The organism is Symbiopectobacterium sp. (assembly GCF_047692315.1).
In the GTDB taxonomy this organism is placed as follows: Bacteria; Pseudomonadota; Gammaproteobacteria; order Enterobacterales; family Enterobacteriaceae; genus Symbiopectobacterium.
Genome location: NZ_JBLLJS010000021.1, coordinates 128,675 through 150,463, shown reverse-complemented (window position 1 = coordinate 150,463; position 21,789 = coordinate 128,675). Strand labels below are relative to the sequence as shown.

General features: G+C 54.9%; 8 protein-coding genes and 9 pseudogenes. 12 read left to right on the top strand and 5 right to left on the bottom strand.

Annotation, left to right across the window (positions count from 1 at the left end):
• Positions 1 to 149 precede the first annotated feature (149 nt).
• Positions 150 to 1,577, top strand: a complete 1,428-nt coding sequence (gene mgtE, locus ACMZI0_RS11630) for a magnesium transporter (RefSeq protein ID WP_415673077.1) — start codon at positions 150 to 152, stop codon at positions 1,575 to 1,577.
• On the opposite strand, the pseudogene galK reads toward mgtE, so the two are convergent.
• Positions 1,566 to 2,627, bottom strand: a pseudogene (galK, locus tag ACMZI0_RS11625) (galactokinase). The gene mgtE and the pseudogene galK overlap by 12 nt on opposite strands.
• A complete protein-coding gene (gene galT / locus ACMZI0_RS11620) occupies positions 2,614 to 3,675 on the bottom strand; it encodes a galactose-1-phosphate uridylyltransferase (RefSeq protein WP_415673076.1) in 1,062 nt (353 codons plus the stop codon). Before galT ends, galK begins: the two are co-directional and overlap by 14 nt.
• A 238-nt stretch (positions 3,676 to 3,913) precedes the next feature.
• Between galT and galR the strand changes: the two genes are divergently transcribed.
• From galR to baeR, 7 genes and pseudogenes are all read left to right on the top strand, one after another.
• Positions 3,914 to 4,912 (top strand): HTH-type transcriptional regulator GalR, encoded by a 999-nt coding sequence (galR, locus tag ACMZI0_RS11615; RefSeq protein WP_415673075.1) that lies wholly within the window; start codon positions 3,914 to 3,916, stop codon positions 4,910 to 4,912.
• Positions 4,913 to 4,935: 23 nt separating this feature from the next.
• Positions 4,936 to 6,314, top strand: a pseudogene (locus ACMZI0_RS11610) (NupC/NupG family nucleoside CNT transporter).
• A 156-nt stretch (positions 6,315 to 6,470) separates the two neighbouring features.
• Positions 6,471 to 7,698 (top strand): annotated as a pseudogene (locus ACMZI0_RS11605) (MdtA/MuxA family multidrug efflux RND transporter periplasmic adaptor subunit).
• 27 nt (positions 7,699 to 7,725) lie between these two features.
• Positions 7,726 to 11,879 (top strand): annotated as a pseudogene (locus ACMZI0_RS11600) (efflux RND transporter permease subunit).
• Positions 11,880 to 11,930: 51 nt separating this feature from the next.
• Positions 11,931 to 13,341, top strand: a pseudogene (mdtD, locus tag ACMZI0_RS11595) (multidrug transporter subunit MdtD).
• A 7-nt stretch (positions 13,342 to 13,348) separates the two neighbouring features.
• Positions 13,349 to 14,720: pseudogene (gene baeS, locus ACMZI0_RS11590) on the top strand (two-component system sensor histidine kinase BaeS).
• Positions 14,721 to 14,727: 7 nt separating this feature from the next.
• Positions 14,728 to 15,458: pseudogene (gene baeR, locus ACMZI0_RS11585) on the top strand (two-component system response regulator BaeR).
• A 53-nt stretch (positions 15,459 to 15,511) separates the two neighbouring features.
• On the opposite strand, the gene ACMZI0_RS11580 reads toward baeR, so the two are convergent.
• Together ACMZI0_RS11580 and ACMZI0_RS11575 are read right to left on the bottom strand one after the other, a co-directional pair.
• A complete protein-coding gene (locus ACMZI0_RS11580) occupies positions 15,512 to 16,339 on the bottom strand; it encodes an isochorismatase family protein (RefSeq protein ID WP_415673074.1) in 828 nt (275 codons plus the stop codon).
• A 36-nt stretch (positions 16,340 to 16,375) separates the two neighbouring features.
• The gene (locus tag ACMZI0_RS11575; RefSeq protein WP_415673073.1) at positions 16,376 to 16,567 is read right to left on the bottom strand and encodes a hypothetical protein; all 192 of its coding nucleotides are present in this window, start codon (positions 16,565 to 16,567) and stop codon (positions 16,376 to 16,378) included.
• 65 nt (positions 16,568 to 16,632) lie between these two features.
• Between ACMZI0_RS11575 and ACMZI0_RS11570 the strand changes: the two genes are divergently transcribed.
• The 4 genes and pseudogenes from ACMZI0_RS11570 (at position 16,633) to yegS (ending at position 21,222) form a co-directional block, all read left to right on the top strand.
• Complete coding sequence (locus tag ACMZI0_RS11570; protein WP_415673072.1) at positions 16,633 to 17,184, top strand: substrate binding domain-containing protein; 552 nt, start codon at positions 16,633 to 16,635, stop codon at positions 17,182 to 17,184.
• A 278-nt stretch (positions 17,185 to 17,462) separates the two neighbouring features.
• Entirely contained in the window at positions 17,463 to 18,404 is a 942-nt protein-coding gene (locus ACMZI0_RS11565; RefSeq protein WP_415673071.1) for a glutathione S-transferase family protein, read from the top strand.
• 151 nt (positions 18,405 to 18,555) lie between these two features.
• A pseudogene (gene yegQ, locus ACMZI0_RS11560) lies at positions 18,556 to 19,909 on the top strand (tRNA 5-hydroxyuridine modification protein YegQ).
• 415 nt (positions 19,910 to 20,324) lie between these two features.
• Positions 20,325 to 21,222 (top strand): annotated as a pseudogene (yegS, locus tag ACMZI0_RS11555) (lipid kinase YegS).
• Positions 21,223 to 21,230: 8 nt separating this feature from the next.
• Here yegS and psiE read toward each other — a convergent pair.
• A complete protein-coding gene (gene psiE, locus ACMZI0_RS11550) occupies positions 21,231 to 21,638 on the bottom strand; it encodes a phosphate-starvation-inducible protein PsiE (RefSeq protein WP_264623672.1) in 408 nt (135 codons plus the stop codon).
• Between the last annotated feature and the right edge of the window lie 151 nt (positions 21,639 to 21,789).

The window sequence follows — 21,789 nt, the reverse complement described above, 5'->3', positions numbered from 1 at the left end:
TTTGCATTTTTCTCCTGAAACTTTTTTCGAAAGGTTGTTCTGCCGTACAGGCCACTCTGCGCTAGGATTACCTATTGCTGCGTCGCACGTCCCACGGAGATCATGGGAATCGTGTACGTGTCATGTGATAATCACTGAGAAAAACAATCATGCCAAGCATCAAAAAACTCTCGGCCATTCGCCGCCGCATTTCACTGTTGCTGCTGGATAATCCTGCGCTGGTGGAAAGCATCATCATCACCCAGCAGCCCCCTGCCGCTGAAGATGAAAAAAAGCTGCTTCTCGATCAAACCGCTGAGATCTGTACGCTTCTTACCGAATTACATGCTGCTGACCTTGCCGACCTGCTGGAATCACTGCCACCTGAAGCACGACAGGCGCTGTGGTGTCTGACACCACTCGATAAACGCGGCTTTGTGCTGTATGAGGCCTCAGACACCATTTCTGATGGCTTTATCGCTCAGATGAGCGATAAAGATATCCTGCGCGCCATACGTCCGCTGGATATAGATGAGCAGGCGCAGCTCGCGCGCCGCCTGCCGCGCCATCTGCTGGGTCGCATTCTTACCGCACTGGAACCCCGCCAGCGGGCGCAACTGCGGGAAACCATCCAGTACGATGAAGATTCCGTCGGCTATCTGGTCGACTTCAATCTGCTAACGGTACGCCCGGACGTTACGCTGGCCGTGGTACAACGTTTTCTGCGTCGGCATAAAGAGATCCCCGATGCCACTGACAAACTGTTTGTCACCGATCGAAAAAATCGTTTACTGGGTGAACTCACGCTGACCAATATCCTGCTGCATACGCCAAACACGCCGGTTGAGCAGGTGATGGACCCTGAACCGATTCTGTTTGAACCTGAAACGGAAACCGACGATGTCGCCAGCGCGTTCGAACGCTACGATCTGATCTCCGCCGCAGTCGTGGACAGCAAAGGCAAACTGCTGGGACGCGTCACCGTGGAAGATATTCTGGACAGAGTCAACCGCACCAGCGATCACCATCTGCGTCGTTCGGGTGGGTTAACTGCCTCAGAAGATGTCTATGCGCCCGTGGCCAAAGCGGTAAAAAATCGTTTAGGTTGGCTGGCAATCAACCTCTGCACCGCCTTGATCGCCTCCAGAGTTATCGGGCTGTTTGAAGACACGCTGGCGCATCTGGTGGCGCTGGCAACGCTGATGCCGATTGTCGCCGGCATCGGCGGCAATACCGGTAACCAAACCATCACTATGATCGTGCGCGCGCTGGCGCTGCACCAGTTGGATCACGGCAAAAAATCAACGCTGTTGTTTAAAGAGTTGGGCGTTGCCGTCGTCAATGGTCTGGTGTGGGGAGCCGTGCTCGCCGTCATCACGGTGCTGCTGTACGGCAACGTCGCCATGGGCGGCGTAATGATGTTGGCTATCCTGCTCAACCTGCTGCTGGCGGCTACCATGGGCGTGACTATTCCTCTGGCGATGGTAAAACTGGGCCGCGATCCCGCCGTCGGCTCCAGCGTAATGATCACCGCGATCACAGACACCGGCGGCTTTTTTATCTTCCTTGGGCTGGCGACCCTGTTTTTACTGCCTTGATTCCGGCAAAATGCCCGCGCCGGCTGACGGCTGACAGATGTAGAGTGTTGGCGGCAAGCCGTTGCGAGCCGGGTATTCCCGCGCCACCCGTTCGCACACCTCTGCCGTTAACGCAGCAGGCAACAGCGCGACGACACAGCCGCCGAAACCACCACCGGTCATGCGTACCCCACCGCGCTCACCGATATATTCGTCAATCAGCGTAACCAGGGTATCGATAGGTGGCACCGTAATTGCGAAATCATCGCGCATTGAACGGTGCGATTGTGCCATCAGGCGCGAAAGATGCGGGATATCGCCTGCGGTAAGCGCCTCCACCGCCTCCAGCGTGCGCTGATTCTCGGTAATGATATGGCACGCCGGGTGTTATATTCACTGTCCACCAACCCGCGACGCACGTTGGAGTTAATGATCAGCACATCCAACCCCGGCGGGATCGGCACAGCCTTGCCTTGTAACGAACGGCAGTCGATCAGCAACGCATGGCCTTCGACGCCCTGTGCAGAAATAAACTGATCCATGATGTCGCAGTTACAGCCGACAAAATGGTTTTCCGCCTGCTGGCCGTTGAGCGCCAGATCCAACTGGCTGAGCGGCAAAGCATAAAGCGTCTTAAACACCTGTCCGACAGCGACTTCCAGCGAGGCGGAAGAGCTAAGTCCAGCCCCGGTTGGCACGTTTCCGGCAATCACCATATCCACGCCGCCCAGGGTTAATCCGCGTGCTAGCAGATATTTCACTACCCCGCGAATATAGTTAGGCCATAACATACTGTGGATGAGGTTCAATCGCGCGCGTTATATCAAAACTATCCTGCTGCTCTTCCATATTGACGGCTACTACCCGCACCAGGCTGTCAGCGCGCGGTGCAGCGGCGATTACCGTGTGATAATCGATGGCGCAGGGCAACACAAATCCATCATTGTAGTCCGTGTACTCACCAATCAGGTTGACACGCCCGGGAGCCTGCACTTGCACGGCTGGCACATAGCCAAAGGTGGCGTTGAACACGGCATCCACCTGTTGCCGCACGCTGTTAATTCGTCCTATCGTTCACCTCATGCTGTTGCCGAAAATGGATATCGCTTACGCTGCGCAAGCGTTCCGCCGCCTGCTCCGGCGTCAAATCACGTTGTGGCTCCGCCAGCATCTCGTAGCCCACCATAAATTTCCGCACGCTGGCCGAACGCAGTAGCGGCGGATAGAAATGCGCATGCAGTTGCCAGTGCGCATTATCGCCTTCGACAAACGGCGCACCGTGCCAGCCCATGGAATACGGAAACGAGCACTGAAACAGATTATCGTAACGGCTGGTCAACTTTTTCAGCGCTAGACACAAATCACTGCGCTGCGCGGCTGTCAGTTGCGGCAACTGCTGCACGGCACTGCGCGGCGGCGGCAGCGTTTCAAACGGCCAGGCCGCCCAATAGGGCACCACCGCCAGCCAGTGTTCCGTTTCCACCACACAGCGCACCTGCTCAGATTGTTCGCGCTCGGCATAATCCAGCAATAAAGGCGTGCCGTGACGCTCGAAATAGGTGCGCTGCTGCCGATCTTCTTTCTCGATATCGGTAGGTAAAAAGCTGTTGGCCCACACTTGCCCATGCGGATGCGGGTTAGAGCACCCCATCATCGCGCCTTTATTTTCAAACACCTGAACCCACGGATACTGTTTTCCCAGCGTTTCGGTTTGCTCGCACCAGGCCGCGACAACATGCGCCAGTGCCGCCAGTGAAAGTTCCGGCAACGTTTTACTGTGGTCAGGAGAAAAGCAGATAACACGACTGGTGCCTTGCACACTTTGGGTTTGAAACAGCAGATCGCCGCTTGCCGCCAGCGCAGGGGTTTGCTCCATCAGCACTGAGAAATCATTGCGAAACACATACGTGTGGGTGTAATTCGGATTCACATCTCCGGTAACGCGCGGGTTGCCTGCGCAGAGATAACAATCCGGATCGTGGGCAGGCAAGATGCGCCTGTCTGGCTCATCCTGCTGGTCCTGCCAGGGGCGTTTGGCGCGGTGGGGAGAAACCAACACCCATTCACCGGTAAGCGGATTATAACGACGATGCGGGTGCTCTGTAGGATCGAATGACATTCCTGACACTCCTTAAACAGCAGCAATGTCCCTGGCTCTTTAGCAGTCGGAAATGGAATGTAACCCGTTTTCACTCAGCGCGATAAAAATCGCAAAAAAAGCCAGTTGCAAACGCTGTGTAAACGATTACCCTCATTGTAGGCAGTAAGTGTCCTGAATGAGAATAGCGACACGCGCGATTGATATTGATACCGATCACATAAACCGATACACATAAACACAGACAGGGAAACAACCGATGGCAACCATAAAGGATGTTGCGCGCCTGGCCGGCGTTTCAGTGGCAACGGTTTCACGGGTCATCAACGACTCGCCGAAAGCCAGTCAGGCGTCGCGGGAAGCGGTGCATAATGCCATGTCAGAACTGCGCTATCATCCCAACGCCAATGCGCGCGCACTGGCGCACCAGCATGCAGAAACCCTGGGGCTGGTGGTGGCAGATGTTTCCGATCCTTTCTTCGGCGCGATGGTAAAAGCGGTAGATAGCACCGCCAGAGCAACAGGCAATTTTTTGTTGATCAGCAACGGCTACCATGACGCGGAAATGGAGCGTCAGGCCATTGAACAACCGCTGCGCCACTGCTGCTTACACGCAAAAATGTTGCCGGATGCGGAACTGAGCGCCTTTATGCGACACGTGCCGGGAATGGTACTGATCAACCGCATCCTGCCCGGATTCGAGTCGCGCTGTGTGGCGCTGGACGATCGCCACGGCGGTTGGCTGGCAACCCGCCATATGATCCAAGAAGGGCATCGCGCCATCGCCTTTATCTGTTCCGATCACCGGATTTCCGATGCCGACGATCGCTTACAGGGCTACAGTGCCGCCCTAGATGAGCAAGGTATCGCGCTAGAAACGCGACTGATCGCCCGTGCAGCACCGGATGAAGCTGGCGGCGAGGCCGCCATGCGAGAGCTGCTGAGCCATGGCATCCCTTTCAGTGCCGTGGTGTGTTACAACGACTCGATGGCGGCAGGTGCATTGGCGGTATTAAGCGACAACGGCATTGAGGTGCCGAAAGCGGTATCACTGATAGGTTTTGACGACGTGCTTATCGCTCGCTATTTGCGCCCACGCTTGACCACGATCCGCTATCCGGTTATTGCCATGTCGACACAAGCCGCCGAATTGGCGATTGCGCTGGCACAAGGTCACACGCTGGCGACAGTCACCAATACCTTTACGCCCACGCTGGTGCGCCGCCACTCGGTGCAGTCCATCACCAGCACACGTTAACAGGCCAATGCGGGCATCCTCAAATGGGATTGTCCGCCCTCTCACTGGTTACGTTTGCTTACCATACCCACGCAGCGCTCTGCGATAAGCTATTCAACTTAGCGCTATTCCCACGATATAATTATACTTTTGCGTGTTTTATCGCATTTTTAGCTTTTTCGTTACCTAGAATGGCGTGGGAAACGTTAACCCGCCTACTATTCGGAGCCCTCATGACTCATATTGCACAATTTGCGTTGGCATTGCTTGTCGTTGCCGGTTTGGCGTTGCTTGTCTGCCGCGACCGTAAAAGCATTCGTATCCGTTTTATTATTCAGCTGTTGGTGATTGAAATTCTGCTCGCCTGGTTCTTCCTGTATTCCAACGTGAGCTTGGGCTTCGTAAAAGGTTTTGCCGCCGTCTTTGATAAATTGCTGGGGTTTGCCGGACAAGGGACCGATTTTTTATTTGGTGATATGGTCAACCACGAAAAGAATCTGATTTCATTCTTCTTCAAAGTGCTTTGCCCTATCGTGTTTATCTCGGCATTAATCGGGATCCTGCAACACATCAAGGTGCTGCCTATCGTTATTCGCGCCATCGGTACTGTGCTGTCCAAAGTGAACGGTATGGGGAAACTGGAATCGTTTAACGCCGTCAGCTCGCTGATTCTGGGGCAATCGGAAAACTTCATCGCCTATAAAGATATTCTGGGCAAGATGTCGGAAAAACGCATGTACACCATGGCGGCAACCGCCATGTCTACGGTGTCGATGTCTATCGTCGGTGCCTACATGACCATGCTGGATTCCAAATATGTGGCGGCGGCGCTGATCCTGAATATGTTCAACACCTTTATCGTGTTGTCATTGATCAACCCGTATAAAGTCGATGCCGAACCCGAGCTGCAATTGCGCGATCTGCATGAAAATCAAAGTTTCTTTGAAATGCTGGGGGAATATATCCTGGCGGGCTTCAAAGTGGCCTGTATCGTCGCCGCCATGCTGATCGGCTTTATCGCTCTGATTGCGATGATCAACGCCATTTTCAGCGCCATCTTTGGCATCAGTTTCCAGGAAATGCTGGGCTACGTGTTCTTCCCCTTCGCCTGGATCATGGGGATTCCTGCCAGCGAAGCGTTGCAGGTGGGCAGCATCATGGCCACCAAACTGGTGTCCAACGAATTCGTTGCCATGCTGGAACTGCAAAAAGTGGAGAGCCAACTGTCGCCGCGTAGCGTGGGATTCTCTCCGTATTCCTGGTGTCGTTCGCTAACTTCTCCTCTATCGGAATCATTTCCAGTGAAATCAAATTGTTGAGAGAAAATCAGGGGAATGTGGTTTCCCGTTTCGGCCTGAAGTTAGTCTACGGCTCTACGCTGGTCAGTATTCTCTCTGCGTCAATCGCTGGGCTGGTGCTGTAATTTGCAATAATAATTGTCTAGGCGGCCATCCGGTCGCCCACGCTCCGCTACAAACCCTGACATTTCTTCCACATTTCCTTCATTATTATTTGAGTAAAACACAGTAGACTACCCTCATTGTGTTAATACTGGCTGCCACTCGATTCGTAAACCATGATGAATACCACTCGTCTTTTTCGTCTGCTGTTGCTTGCGTTCGCGGTTATCGCCGCCGTTGTCATCTGGCGTCACTTGCGCCCCGCCGATCCCCCGACAGCGGCCCCTTCAGCCCGTCAGGAAGCCAGTAATAACGGCGCGCCAGCACGCAATGCCGGTAGCGGTGGAGGCGGACGACGCGCTGCTATGCGCACGTTACCGCCCGTACAGGCCGCTACCACGCGCGCCGCGGCGGTCCCTTATTACCTTTCGGGTTTAGGCACCATTACCGCTGCCAATACCGTTACCGTGCGCAGTCGCGTTAATGGCGAACTGATGGCGCTGCATTTTCAGGAAGGACAACAGGTCAAGGCGGGCGATCTGCTGGCAGAAATCGACCCACTCCCCTATCAGGTTGCGCTGACACAGGCACAAGGACAACTGGCAAAAGATCAGGCCGCGCTGGCCAATGCGCGTCAGGATCTGGCACGCTATCAACAGTTGATTAAAACCAACCTGATTTCCCGTCAGGAACTGGATGCGCAGGCAGCACAGGTGCATCAGGCGGAAGGCACTGTCAAGGCCGATGAAGGTTCTGTCGCCAGCGCAGAATTGCAGCTCACCTATAGCCGAATCACCTCGCCTATCAATGGACGCGTTGGGTTAAAGCAGGTGGATGTGGGCAACTACATCACCAGCGGCGACAGCACCGGTATTGTGGTGTTAACCCAAACGCATCCGATTGAATGTCATCTTTACGTTACCGGAAAGTGATATCGCTACGGTACTGAGCGCGCAAAAATCGGGTCAACCGGTACCGGTTGAAGCCTGGGATCGCGCCAACCAACACAAGCTGTCGCAAGGTAGCCTGCTCAGCATGGACAACCAGATTGATGCCACCACCGGCACCATCAAGCTGAAAGCCCGCTTTGAAAATAGCGATGATGCACTGTTTCCCAACCAGTTTGTCAATGTGCGTATGCAAGTCAGCACCTTGCAAAATGCGCTGCTGGTACCACTTTCCGCCATCCAGATGGGCAGCGAAGGACGCTTTGTCTGGGTGTTGAATGAGAAAAATCAGGTCAGTAAACACAGCGTTACCGTAGGCATTCAATACGGGCAAGAGATGGTGGTGACGGCCGGCCTGAATGAAGGGGATCGCGTAGTCACCGACGGTATCGACCGGTTAACTGAAGGGGCGCAGGTGGAAGTGATTACCGCCTCTGCCAACCACCACACCGCCGTCTAAACGCGCCACGCGCGGGGAGAAACCCTGATGCAAGGGGAGATTCCGGCAGGCGGTGGCCCATCTCGCCTGTTTATTCTGCGTCCGATTGCCACCACGCTGTTGATGCTGGCGATCCTGCTGGCAGGGATTATTGGCTATCGGGCATTACCGGTCTCTGCACTGCCTGAGGTGGACTACCCGACTATTCAGGTGGTGACACTCTACCCCGGCGCCAGCCCGGATGTCATTGCATCAGCGATTACCGCGCCCCTTGAACGCCAGTTAGGGCAAATGTCCGGGCTGAAACAGATGTCGACGCAGAGCTCTGGCGGCGCATCGGTGATCACCCTGCAATTCCAGCTGACGCTGGCGGTCACTTCCACTGCCATGCCGATGACGCAAGTGCAAGATATGGTGCGCGCAGAAAATGGCGCAGGTGTCAGGCGTCGGTCGTGTATCGCTGGCGGGCGGGCAGCGCCCGTCGGTGCGGGTCAATTTTAACGCCAACGCGCTGGCCTCTTACGGGCTGGATAGCGAAACCTTGCGCAGCGCCATCACCAGCGCCAACGTTAACTCAGCGAAAGGCAGCCTGGACGGCCCGACACGCGCAGTAACCTTGTCGGCCAACGATCAGATGAAATCGGCGGAGGATTATCGCCAACTGATCGTTGCCTGGCGCAATGGGGCACCGGTACGGCTGCGCGATGTCGCCACCGTGGAACAAGCACCGGAAAACACCGCGCTGGGCGCCTGGGCCAACCGTGAACAGGCGATTATCATCAACATCCAGCGCCAGCCAGGTGCCAACGTGATCACCACCACGGACAGCCTGCGGAATCTGTTGCCTACGTTAACCGCCAGCCTGCCGAAATCGGTGACCGTCACGATGTTGACCGATCGCACCGCCAGTATTCGCGCATCAGTGAAAGATGTGCAGTTTGAGCTGATGCTGGCCATTGCGCTGGTGATCATGGTGATCTACCTGTTTTTGCGCAATGCCATCGCCACGCTGATCCCAAGCATTGTGGTGCCCCTGTCGCTGGTCGGCACCTTCGCCGCCATGTATTTCCTCGGTTTCTCGATCAATAACCTGACGCTGATGGCACTCACCATCGCCACCGGTTTCGTGGTGGATGACGCCATCGTGGTGATCGAGAACATTTCGCGCTATATCGAAAAAGGGGAAAAACCGCTGCACGCAGCACTGAAAGGTGCCGGAGAAATTGGCTTCACCATTATCTCACTCACCTTCTCGCTGATTGCGGTGCTGATCCCATTGCTGTTTATAGGCGATATCATTGGCCGTCTGTTCCGCGAGTTTGCCATTACGCTGGCGGTCGCTATTCTGATCTCCGGCATGGTTTCCCTGACGCTGACACCCATGATGTGCGCCCGGCTGCTTACCCATCAGAGCCTGAGCCGGCAAAACGCCTTGACGCGTGCTAGCGAACGTTTTTTCTCACGGCTGGGCACTGTATGGCAAAGGCTTACGCCGGGTGCTGAACCATCCCTGGATGACCCTTAGCGTGGCGATCGGCACGCTGGAGCGTTCCCTTGGGCGCATCGCCGGGGTGACAGAGATGACCTCCACCAGTTCGCTGGGCAGAACCCGTATCGTTCTGGTTTTCGATTTCTCGCGTGATATCAATGGTGCCGCACGCGACGTACAGTCGGCAATCAACGCCGCACAGAACCTGCTGCCCTCCGGCATGTCAAGCCGACCGACCTATCGTAAGGTCAATCCGGCCGACGCGCCGATTCTGGTGCTGACGTTAACCTCTGACACCTATAATTCGGGCCAGCTATACGACTTCTCCACCAATCAACTGTCGCAGCGCATCTCCCAGGTGATGTGACGGTGAGCGGTGCCTCGCAGCCCGTAGTGCGCGTTGAGTTGAACCCTCAGGCGCTGTTTAATCAAGGCATCGCATTGGATGCGGTGCGCCAGGCCATTGCCAGAGCCAACGTAAAACAGCCATTGGGCAACATCGATAACGGACAGGCACGCTGGCAGGTGCAAACCAACGATGCGCTAAAAACCGCCGCGGACTATGCGCCGATTATTGTTCACTATAAAGACGGTGCACCGGTACGGCTGAGCGACGTGGCCCAGGTCAAAGACGGCGTGCAGGATACGCGCAACGCCGGGATGGCAAACGGAAAAACCGCCGTGCTGGTGGTGGTGCAGCGCGCCCCCGATGCCAATATCATCGCCACCGTGGATAACGTGCGCGCCGCGCTGCCGGAACTGCGTGCCAGCCTGCCCGCCGCCATTCAACTGAATATCGCGCAAGACCGTTCGCCCACGATTCGCGCCTCGTTGGCCGAGGTGGAACAGTCACTGGTGATTGCCGTCGCTCTGGTGATACTGGTGGTGTTCTTGTTCCTGCGCTCCGGTCGCGCCACGCTGATCCCGGCGATTGCCGTACCGGTGTCGTTGATTGGAACCTTTGCGGCCATGTATTTGTGCGTTTTCAGCCTGAATAATCTCTCGCTGATGGCACTCACGATCGCCACCGGATTCGTGGTAGACGATGCCATCGTGGTGCTGGAGAACATTTCGCGCCATATTGAAGCGGGCATGAAACCGATGCAGACAGCGCTGAAAGGGGTGCGAGAGGTCGGCTTTACCGTGCTGGCGATGAGTCTGTCGCTGGTGGAGGTCTTCCTGCCGCTGTTGCTGATGGGAGGACGGCCAGGGCGCTACTTTCGCGAATTTACCATCACGTTTTCTGCAGCGATAGGCATTTCGCTGATCATTTCCGCCACTCTGACGCCAATGATGTGCGCGCGTCTGCTGCGCAGTCATGAAAAACACAGCCAGCCGCGCAAGCGCGGTTTTGGTCGCCTGTTAGTTGCTCTGCAACAGCAGTATGGCCGTTCGCTGCGCAGGATGTTGCAGCATGCGCGCTGGGTTCTGTTGATTCTGTAACGCAGGCTCGATGTTTATTACGCTAAAACCGCTGGCAGAACGCAAGATGAGCGCCCAGCAGGTGATCGCTCGCCTGCGTGGCAAGCTGGCGCAGGAGCCAGGTACCAACCTGTTTCTGATGCCGGTACAGGATATCCGCATCGGTGGACGAGAGTCTAACGCGGGCTACCAGTTTACCTTGCTGTCAGACGATCTGAATGAACTGCGCGCCTGGGAACCCAAAATTCGCCTTGCGCTCAGCCAGTTGCCGGAATTGGCTGACGTCAACTCCGATCAGCAGGATAAAGGCGCTGAGATGGCCCTAACCTACGATCGGGATACCCTTGCGCGCATCGGTATCGGCGTCTCCAGCGTCAATGCCTTGTTAAACAATGCGTTCGGGCAGCGGCAAATATCTACCATCTATCAACCACTCAATCAGTACAAAGTGGTGATGGAGGTGGAATCCAAATATACTCAGGATGTTAGCGCACTGGATCAGATGTTTGTGCTCAACAGCGCAGGGGAGCCGATTCCACTTTCTGCGTTCGCCAGTTGGCGGCCGATTAACGCCCCGCTGTCCGTCAACCATCAGGGACTCTCGGCAGCATCAACCGTTTCGTTTAATCTGCCGGAAGGTGTATCACTCTCTGAAGCGACAGCCGCGATTGAACGCGCGATGACGGCGTTGGGGGTTCCCCCGACCGTGCGCGGACAATTCGCCGGTACGGCGCAGGCGTATCAACAGTCACAAAGTGCGCAGGTGTTGCTGATCATTGCGGCGATTGTCACCGTCTACATCGTGTTGGGGATTCTTTACGAAAGCTATGTACATCCGCTGACTATCCTGTCTACGCTGCCGTCTGCCGGAGTTGGCGCACTGCTGGCGTTAAAAGGGTTTGGTGCACCGTTTAGCCTGATCGCCCTGATCGGCATCTTGTTGCTGATCGGTATCGTGAAGAAAAATGCCATCATGATGGTGGATTTTACGCTGGTAGCGCAGCGCGGCGGACAGCTAAGCGCACAAGAGGCGATTTTTCAGGCCTGTCTGCTACGCTTCCGCCCCATTCTGATGACCACGCTGGCAGCGATTTTCGGCGCGCTACTGCTGGTGTTGACCAGTGGCGATGGTGCTGAACTGCGCCAGCCGCTCGGCATCACCATTGTGGGAGGACTGGTGATGAGTCAGTTGCTCACGCTCTATACCACACCGGTCGTGTACCTCTATTTCGATCGTCTGCGCGGCTGGCTGGCTCGGCGCCGCAACCTCGCCAGCGTTACGTCGTCTTAACACGCTGCGAGTGAACAAGAAGAATCCAGATTCCGTGAGGCCCGTTATTCCATGAGTTTTTCGTCCACCCCGTCAACGACCCAACCGGCCTCCGCGCGCTGGCAACTCTGGATTGTAGCGTTTGGCTTTTTTATGCAAACGCTCGATACCACGATCGTCAATACCGCGCTGCCGACGATGGCACTCAGCCTGAACGAAAACCCGTTGCGTATGCACTCGGTGGTGGTGGCCTATGTACTCACCGTGGCCGTAATGCTGCCTGCCAGCGGCTGGCTGGCAGATAAACTGGGGGTGAAACGGGTCTTTTTTGCCGCCATCATCATTTTCACCTTGGGCTCGCTGCTGTGCGCGCGTTCAGAAACCTTGAATGCGCTGCTGATCTCTCGGGTGATCCAAGGCGTAGGCGGCGCTATGATGGTGCCCGTAGGCCGCCTGACGGTAATGAAGATTGTGCCGCGAGACCAGTTTATGGCCGCCATGACTTTTATCACCATCCCCGCCCAGATTGGGCCATTGCTCGGCCCCACTCTGGGCGGGGATGGTGCAATACGCCAGTTGGCACTGGATTTTTTTGATTAACCTGCCGGTAGGTATTATAGATGCTATCGCCACCTGGCTGATCATGCCAAACTACACCACGGAAACCTCGCGCTTTGATCTCAGCGGTTTTCTCTGGCTCGCCATCGGTATGGCAACCCTGACGTTAGCCTTGGACGGGCACAAAAGTCTGGCATTACCGCCAATTGCTATCGTCGGTTTGATTGCTGTTGGTATTATCGCACTGCTAAGTTACTGGCTACATGCACGCCAAAATGAAAATGCCCTGTTCAATACGCCTACCTTTTGCATTGGGTTGAGCGCCGGTTTTCTGGCGCGTATCGGCAGCGGCATGCTGCCCTTCACCACACCGCTGTTTTTACAGCTGGGCATGGGGTTCTCGCCCTTTCACGCCGGTTTAATGATGATCCCGATGATTCTGGGCAGCATGGGTACCAAGCGGATCGTGGTCAGTATCGTTAACCGATTGGGCTACCGCACGGCCCTGGTCGTTTCTACCCTGGCGCTGTCGCTCAGTACTCTGCTGTTTGCCACCGTCGCGCTGCTAAACTGGCTGTGGCTGCTGCCGCTGGTGTTGATACTGGTGGGGGTGGCCAATTCGGTACGCTTTTCAACCATGAATACCCTGACGCTGAAAGACCTGCCGGACAATATCGCCAGCGGAGGCAACAGCCTGCTGTCGATGACCATGCGGCTTTCCATGAGCCTCGGCGTGAGTCTGGCGGGTATTCTGCTCGGTATTTTTGCCCAGCAGGGGACGCTGGACATCGCCAGCCCGGCAACCGCTGAGGTATTTCGCTATACCTATCTGAGCATGGCCGTCATATTGGCGCTGCCCGCCCTGCTGTTCCTGCGTGTGCCGCCGGACCAAATCAAGCAGAACGTGCTGCCGGGAAAAAGGTGAGGATACGATGAGATTCGGTATTACCGCTAAACTGTTTCTCGCCATTTTTGCCACCTGCATGCTGGTGTTGATCACCATGCATTGGGGCGTGCGAATGAGCTTCGAGCGCGGCTTTGTTGATTACATCAAGCAAGGCAACGCACAGCGCGTCGAGCAGCTGCGTGATGCATTACAGGAACAGTACGCGCAGTACGGCGACTGGACATTTCTGCGCAATAATGAGTGTCTGGTGTTCAAACTGCTGCACACCATGGTCCAAAATGAGGATGACGGCAACAGCATGCGCGGCTGGCGAGTCCGGCTCTGGGTGTTGGATGCCCAGCGTAACCGACTATTTGGTTCGCCAGCCCCCATTGCCGCCGAAAGCACCTGGCAAGCCATTCACCATCAGGGCAAGGTGGTTGGTTGGGTGGTGGCATCACCTAGTGAACGCCTGACGCGCGATGCGGATATCAATTTTGACCGGCAGCAACAGCGTACCAGTTGGTTTATCGTCGGGCTGTCAACGCTGCTCGCCATCATCGTGACCTGGCTGATGGCGCGCGGCCTGCTGGCACCGGTAAAACGACTGATGCAGGGAATTCACCGTCTGGCTGCCGGGGAGTTTACCGCACGCGTGCCGGTCAATACCCGTGATGAGTTGGGCCGACTGGCGCAGGATTTTAACCAACTTGCCACCGCACTGGAAAAAAACGAGCAGTCGCACCGCGCTTTTATGGCCGATATCTCCCATGAACTGCGTACGCCTTTGGCGGTACTGCGCGTCGAACTGGAAGCAATACAGGATGGCGTGCGCAAGGCAGATGCTGGCTCCCTGCTTTCTTTGCAAAATGAAGTCTCCACGCTGACCCAAGCTGGTGGATGACCTGCATCAACTGTCGCTCTCCGATGTCGGCGCGCTCGCCTACCGCAGAGTTTCGGTGGATTTGATCCAGCTTCTGCATATCAGCGTCGCCTCATTCAACGAGCGCTTTCAGAAAAAACACATTGAAGTCATCACACAACTGCCAGAACGCATCAGTGCCTTTGGCGATCCTGACCGGTTAAGCCAGTTGTTTAACAACCTGCTGGAGAACAGCCTGCGTTACACCGACAATGGCGGACAGTTACTGATACGTGCCCACAGTGAAAATGGTGTGTGCACCATTGTGTGGGAAGACAGCGCCCCTGGCGTCGACGCAGAGCAACTGGCACGGATTTTCGATCGTTTCTACCGCGCTGAACGATCACGCAATCGCGCCAGCGGCGGTTCAGGGCTGGGGCTGGCTATCTGCAAGAATATCGTTGAGGCCCACGGGGGACGATTGTATGCTAGCGCTTCCTTGCTCGGTGGTTTGCAAATGACCGCCGAATTCCCGCTTCACCCACCGGAATCCTGAAACGCGGATGACTGAAACCTTATCAAACGAGACGCGGCCAGAGCAGGTGCTGATTGTTGAAGATGAGCCCAAGCTCGGCCAACTTCTAGTGGACTACCTGCAGGCCGCAGAGTATCGCACGCAGTGAATTACCCACGGCGATGAGGTGCTGCCCTGGGTACGCGAGCACTCACCGTCGTTGATTCTGCTGGATTTGATGCTATCGGGCACGGATGGCTTGACGCTGTGCCGCATCATCCGTCAGTTTTCCAATGTGCCGATTATTATGGTTACCGCGCGCAGCGAAGAGATTGACCGGCTGCTTGGATTGGAAATTGGTGCGGATGATTATATCTGCAAACCCTACAGCCCACGGGAAGTGGTGGTACGGGTGAAAACCCTGCTGCGCCGCTGCCGCTGGCAGTCTGCACCGCCCCCCGAAGAGGGGCAAGAAGCCGCCTTGCAGATCGATAACAGCCGTTTTCAGGCCAGCTATCTCGGGCAGCCGCTCGATCTGACACCCGCAGAGTTTCGCCTGTTGAAAACCCTTTCGGCAGAGCCCGGTAAGATATTTTCGCGCGAAGCGCTGCTGGATAAGCTCTACGACGACTACCGCGTCGTGACCGATCGTACCATCGACAGCCATATCAAGAATCTGCGGCGCAAGCTGGAGCAACTGGACGAGCGAACACATCATTTATCCGCACCGTTTATGGCATGGGATACCGCTGGGAAGCGGGATCTTGTGAAGTGGTGTAGCGCCACGTTCTTATGCCAAGGTTCCCGGCAAGCGGGAACCTGTTGATAGCAACTTACTTCACTACGCCAAACGGATCCGGCACGGTGTGCTTGTTGGCGTTGTTCCAGTAGTTCTGCAAGATCCAGCCGTATTCCGGCAGCCCATCGATAAAGGGTTTCAGCATGGCATCGGCGGAGGGTTTCTTCCAGTCGGCCTGAAGCTCAGCCCCTAACGCATAGACCGTTTCCAACTGCGCACCAGCTGCCGTCATGCGTTGCATCGCGGCATCCGCTTCATATTTACTCCAGGCACCAGAGGCATCCACTACCGGATAAACCTGATAGCCGTCATTCAACATGGCGAGCGTCGGGAAGGCCACGCACGTGCCCAGCGTTACCCCAGAAATGATGATATGGGTACGACCGGTCTTTTTCACCAGGTCTTCCAACGCCTTACGGAACGAAGGATCTTCATAGGCATTGATGATCCCGGTACGGCGATAGATAGGCTGGTCTTTGAATATTTCTTTCAGCTCCGGCAGTGTGTCGCCATTTTGCCATTGCGCGTTGGAAGAGGTGATCAACACCGGAATCTTTAACGCTTTCGCCATTTCTGCCAACGCGACCACGTTGGCTTTATAGCCGGATGCCTGATTGAAATCACGGGTGCTGGCCATCAATCCCACCTGCTGATCGATAAACAGCATAATGGTGTTTTCGGGGGTTGGCTTGTCATAGGCCACTCGTCCGGCTTTACGCGCATCGGCTGCGCTAACCTTGTTCGGCAGAATCTGATCGGATATCGGGCTGATAATGTCTGCCGGACGATCCTGAGCAAACGATGGGGCGCAAACCCCTGCCAGCAGCAGCGAGGCGATCGCGACGCTAAGTATCTTTTTCATTCCATTCTCCTGTTTCGTCAGTTTATAAGGTATTGCTTACGCGCGGCTCAGCCAGGCGGGAACGATATCGGTGCCTAATCTGGCTCCGTAGCCAAAATAGATATTCAAGCCGGCTAACGGCTCGAGATAACGGGCATTGCGCAGCGTGCCAGCATCCACCGGTTTGAAGCCCGTGCTGGCAATCAAAGTCTGAACAGTGGCTTTTGCCTCAGCGTCCATCCCTGGCATAGAACACCGGCGCAACCTGCCCTGCGGCAAAGGCCGGACCTTCTGCAACCACCTGCGCAAAGGTGATGTTAAACGCTTTAACGATGTGCGCCGCGGGTTACGATGTGGTGATTCGTATCGCACAATTGCCTAACTCAATGCTAGTGTGTCGCCCGCTCGCCAAAACACGCATGGTGCTGTGTGCCTCTCCAGCCTATCTGGAGCAACATGGCACACCGCTACACCCGCTGGCGCTGCGCGATCATCGCGTTATCTCTTACAGCTATTGGGCGCCGGGCAATGAATGGCAGTTTTATCCCAATGGCGGCGGTGATGCTATCGCCGTGAAAACACAGCCACATATTCATGCCAACAACGGTGATACCTGTCGCTATGCCGCACTGGCGCATCAGGGCATTATCCTGCAACCGGATTTTCTCGTGGGAGACGATTTACGCGCTGGCACACTGGTCGAAGTGTTACCCGATTACACCACGCTGGAACTAAATATCTATGCCGTCTATCCGACGCGCAAATTGCTGCCGCTCAAGGTAAGACGTTTTATCGATTTCCTGGCCGAACAACTCAGCACCCCGCCCTGGGATGACTGTACGGCCAAGGCAGTGAATAAGATGTAAGGTATATCCTGTCAAAAAAACTGTCCGACTTGATGAAAAATCTCCCCTGTTCCGCTTTCCCCCGGCTGTTAACATGGAGAACGTCACAACAATAATTAAACCCTAAATAATTCGAGTTGCAGGAGGGCGGCAAGTGAGGGAATCCCGATGAGCTTACTCAGGTAAGTGATTCGGGTGAGTGAGCGCAGCCAACGCTCCTGCAACTTGAAGTATAACGGGTATATGATTATTTTTAGATTTGTCTCAATAACAACATGCAAGACGGGGAACCATACACCATGTCAGGTTTAGTAAACGGCCAGTGGGTCAATGGCGATGTCGCCGCAGAAGAGATCAAAAACGGGGCTTTTCAGCGCCAGGAAACGATGTTTCGCCAAACGACGCTGATCCCAGAAGCAGGCCGCTATCAACTTTTTGTCTCTTATCTCTGCCCGTGGGCGTCACGCACCTTGATGTTCCGCAAGCTGAAGGGGTTGGAAGATATTGTTTCCCTTTCCATTGCACAACCGGTAATTGCTGATAACGGCTGGGAGTTTACTACCCCACAAGATGCGGGCGAGCACGCTGCTCCCGTGCGTTATCTGCATCAGTTGTATACCGCCAGCGACGCCCATTACACCGGCAAAGTCTCAGTACCAGTGCTGTGGGATCGTATCGAAGGGAGTATCGTTAATAACGAATCGGCCGATATCATTCGTCTGTTTAACAGCCAGTTTGACGCATTGACCGGCAACCGTGAGGATTATTATCCCCTCGCTCTGCGCTCCACCATTGATGAATGGAACGAACTGATTTACCACAACATCAACAACGGGGTGTACAAAACCGGCTTTGCCAAAACCCAAGAGCACTACGAAAGCGCCGTGACGACACTGTTCGATACGCTGGACCGCGTTGAGACGCATCTGGCGACGAATCGCTATATTGCCGGTGATACGATTACCGAGGCCGACTGGCGACTGTTTGTTACCTTAGTGCGCTTTGATGTTGCCTATCACGGTGCTTTCAAATGCAATATTCGCCGTATTGAGGATTACCCTCATTTGTCAAATTATCTGCGCGAGCTTTACCAGTGGCCGGGTATCAAAGAGACGGTCAATATCGACCATATCAAAGCGGGTTATTACGGTATCCGTTGGCTGAACCCGACCGGCATTGTGCCACTGGGCCCGCAGGTCGACCTGCTGCGTGCACACAACCGCGCCAGTCTTGGGAAATAGCCCTCTTTGCCCGCGCCAACTCGCGCGTGGGCAATAGCCACACTTTTTCTGCGTCGTTAGCTGATTTTTACCGGCATTAGCGCTAGAATCCCCCCTCCTTTACTGTTCCCTTCGGGAACAGCCTGACTTGTGATCAGACCAGAGAGACACCATGTTTAAACCGGAACTGCTTTCTCCGGCCGGTACGCTGAAAAATATGCGCTACGCCTTCGCGTATGGCGCCGATGCGATTTATGCCGGTCAACCCCCGGGTGCGTAATAACGAATTCAACCACCAGACGCTGGCGCTCGCCATCAATGAAGCCCACGAGCTGGGAAAAAAATTCTACGTAGTGGTGAACATCGCCCCGCATAACGCCAAGCTGAAAACCTTCCTGCTCGATTTTCAGCCCGTGATTGATATGGGTCCAGATGCGTTGATCATGTCCGATCCCGGTCTGATCATGCTGGTAAGAGAAAACTTTCCGCACATGCCGGTTCACCTTTCGGTGCAAGCCAACGCGGTGAACTGGGCGACAGTGAAATTCTGGCAGCAGATGGGGCTGAGCCGCGTGATCCTTTCCCGCGAACTGTCACTGGAGGAAATTGCCGAAATCCGCCAGCAAGTCCCCGAGATGGAGCTGGAAATTTTCGCGCACGGTGCCTTATGCATGGCCTACTCTGGTCGCTGCCTGCTTTCCGGTTATATCAACAAGTGCGACCCGAATCAGGGCACCTGCACCAACGCCTGCCGTTGGGAATACAAGGTGCAGGAAGGGAAAGAAGACGATACAGGCAATATCGTTCACCTGCATGAACCGATCCCGGTACAGACGGTAGACCCCACGCTCGGCATTGGTGAGCCAACCGACAAAGTGTTTATGCTGGAAGAGAGCCAGCGCCCCGGCGAGTACATGAGTGCATTCGAAGATGAACATGGCACCTACATCATGAACTCGCGCGATCTGCGCGTCATTCAGCACGTTGAACGCTTAACCCAGATGCAAGTGCACTCGCTCAAGATTGAAGGCCGCACCAAATCCTTCTACTACTGCGCACGCACGGCACAGGTTTACCGTCAGGCGATCGACGATGCCGCAGCAGGAAAACCGTTTGACCCGACATTGCTACAAACGCTGGAAGGTCTGGCACACCGCGGCTATACCGAAGGTTTCCTGTATCACCACGTTCATGAAGATTATCAGAACTATGAATACGGCTATTCCGTATCGGATCGTCAGCAGTTTGTGGGTGAATTTACCGGGGAGCGGCGCAACGGGCTGGCTGAAGTGGCGGTGAAAAACAAGTTCTCCCTCAGTGACAGCGTGGAGATGATGACGCCGAACGGCAACATTCAATTCACGCTCGATATGCTGCAAAACGCCAAAGGTGAAGCCATCGATGTCGCGCCAGGTAACGAGCATATCGTCTACCTGCCGGTGCCGGATGACGTGGCGCTGGAGTTTGCCTTGCTGCTACGCAACCTGCCGAGTGACGTGAGCACGCGTAACCCGAATGCAGCGTAAGGCAGCATAATCGGCCTCCCGCTTGGCTCATAAGCGTATACCTCATTACAACGCGATACTGTTTTCGGGTATCGCGTTTTTTATGCTAACAAGGTAAAAAAATCGCGATCTCTGCCAGCAGATTTTCGCTCACTACGCAGCACGACCTGCGACTTTTCGCAAATTTTAGAAACAGATCACATCAATACCCCTACTATCTGGTTAGTATTGCGTCGCTGAGAAAATCTAGAACGAAAAATAAGCGTAGTGATACTACTAGGAACCACCTCCTTGGCCAGCTCAATCTCCCTTGGGCTGGCTTTTTCTTTGCCTTTTTTCCTGCTTTATCCTCTGTTCTGATACCGTTCACGGCCATTTCTGGCTACGCTGTTTATACTTGCAATCGCCTCTTTTCAGCGCAGAAAAGGAGAACACCATGAGCCAACATCCCGTATCCCTTCTGATTCTCAATGGTAAAAACACGGATAACGATGCCTTGCGCAGCGCAGTGCAACAGAGCCGAGAAGCGGGGTTTACGCTGCACGTGCGCGTGACCTGGGAACACGGTGATGCAAAACGCTACGTTGAGGAGGCCGCGCAGCTTAAGGTGAATAATGTGATTGCCGCCGGCGATGGCACCATCAATGAGGTCGCCAGTGCACTGGTGCAATGCGCACCAGCCCAGCGCCCGGCTTTGGGTATCATCCCACTCGGCACAGCGAATGATTTTGCCACCAGTTGCCAGATCCCACTTGATATCGAACATACACTACAGTTGGCGTTGAAAGGGCACGCGACGCCGATAGATGTCGCCTGCGTCAACGACAGCCACTAATTTTATCAATATGGCGACTGGCGGCTTTGCTACTCGTATCACCACAGAAACGCCCTCGAAGATAAAATCCGCGTTGGGTGGGGCATCCTATGTGCTGCACGCCTTGCTGCGTATGGATATGCTAACCGCAGAACGCTGTGACATTCACGGCCCCGATTTTCAATGGTCGGGGGATACGCTGGTGATCGCCATCGGCAACGGACGGCAAGCGGGCGGCGGCCAGCCACTGTGCCCCGAGGCGCTGATTAACGATGGGCAGTTACAGTTGCGCGTGCTTTCCGCCCAAGAGTTATTGCCTAACATGCTTCAGGCATTGTTTACTGGCAGCGAAAACCCAAATGTGATCGCCGCGACGCTGCCCTGGCTGGAGATCGTCGCCCCTGACAACATCACTTTTAACCTGGACGGCGAACCGTTAAGCGCCAACCAATTCTGTATTGAGATCCTGCCCGCTGCGTTGACCTGTCGGCTGCCACCACAGTGTCCACTGCTGACCTGAATACCCTATTACTCCCGCTTGAGCCGTTTGCTGTTCGCCAGATAGAGCGTCACCACCAGCACCAGAATAGCGGCGGCATACGCCAGAGTATCCAGAGGATCTTTGTGGTCAACAATAATCAAACGGATAATCGCGGTAATGCCGATATAAACAAAATAGCGCAGCGGGAAATGGTAGCCCGACTGAAAATACTTCACGATGAGCGCAATGAACTCAAAATAGAGGAAGTAGATAACAATCCCTTCAATAAGCTGAAAAGAAGAATCTTTTTCACTGCTGATCAGCAGCACTTGCGCCAGATGAAATGTCTCCTTCATTAGGAAAATCACCAGAATGGTCGCCAGCAGCAATAACCCAATATTGAGTATCGTCTGAAGCATTTTCGCCACTTTGAGCCCGCGCGCAGAACCCGGCATATGCAGTCCTTCATCCATAGGTATTTACCTTACATCATCAACGCACCATGCAGCACAATGGCATGGCTCCTGCAAGGGTACGGCAGGCAGATGTCGTTATTATGCCGCTGAGGCGTGCGCCGTCAGTCGTTGTCATGTCATAGATGTGTTT

Excerpts from the sequence above, each read along its gene's own strand:
- mgtE (WP_415673077.1), top strand. The coding sequence starts at position 150 with ATGCCAAGCATCAAAAAACTCTCGGCCATTCGCCGCCGCATTTCACTG.
- galT (WP_415673076.1), bottom strand. The coding sequence starts at position 3,675 with ATGTCATTCGATCCTACAGAGCACCCGCATCGTCGTTATAATCCGCTT.
- galR (WP_415673075.1), top strand. The coding sequence starts at position 3,914 with ATGGCAACCATAAAGGATGTTGCGCGCCTGGCCGGCGTTTCAGTGGCA.
- ACMZI0_RS11580 (WP_415673074.1), bottom strand. The coding sequence starts at position 16,339 with ATGAAAAAGATACTTAGCGTCGCGATCGCCTCGCTGCTGCTGGCAGGG.
- ACMZI0_RS11575 (WP_415673073.1), bottom strand. The coding sequence starts at position 16,567 with ATGCCAGGGATGGACGCTGAGGCAAAAGCCACTGTTCAGACTTTGATT.
- ACMZI0_RS11570 (WP_415673072.1), top strand. The coding sequence starts at position 16,633 with ATGTTAAACGCTTTAACGATGTGCGCCGCGGGTTACGATGTGGTGATT.
- ACMZI0_RS11565 (WP_415673071.1), top strand. The coding sequence starts at position 17,463 with ATGTCAGGTTTAGTAAACGGCCAGTGGGTCAATGGCGATGTCGCCGCA.
- psiE (WP_264623672.1), bottom strand. The coding sequence starts at position 21,638 with ATGCCGGGTTCTGCGCGCGGGCTCAAAGTGGCGAAAATGCTTCAGACG.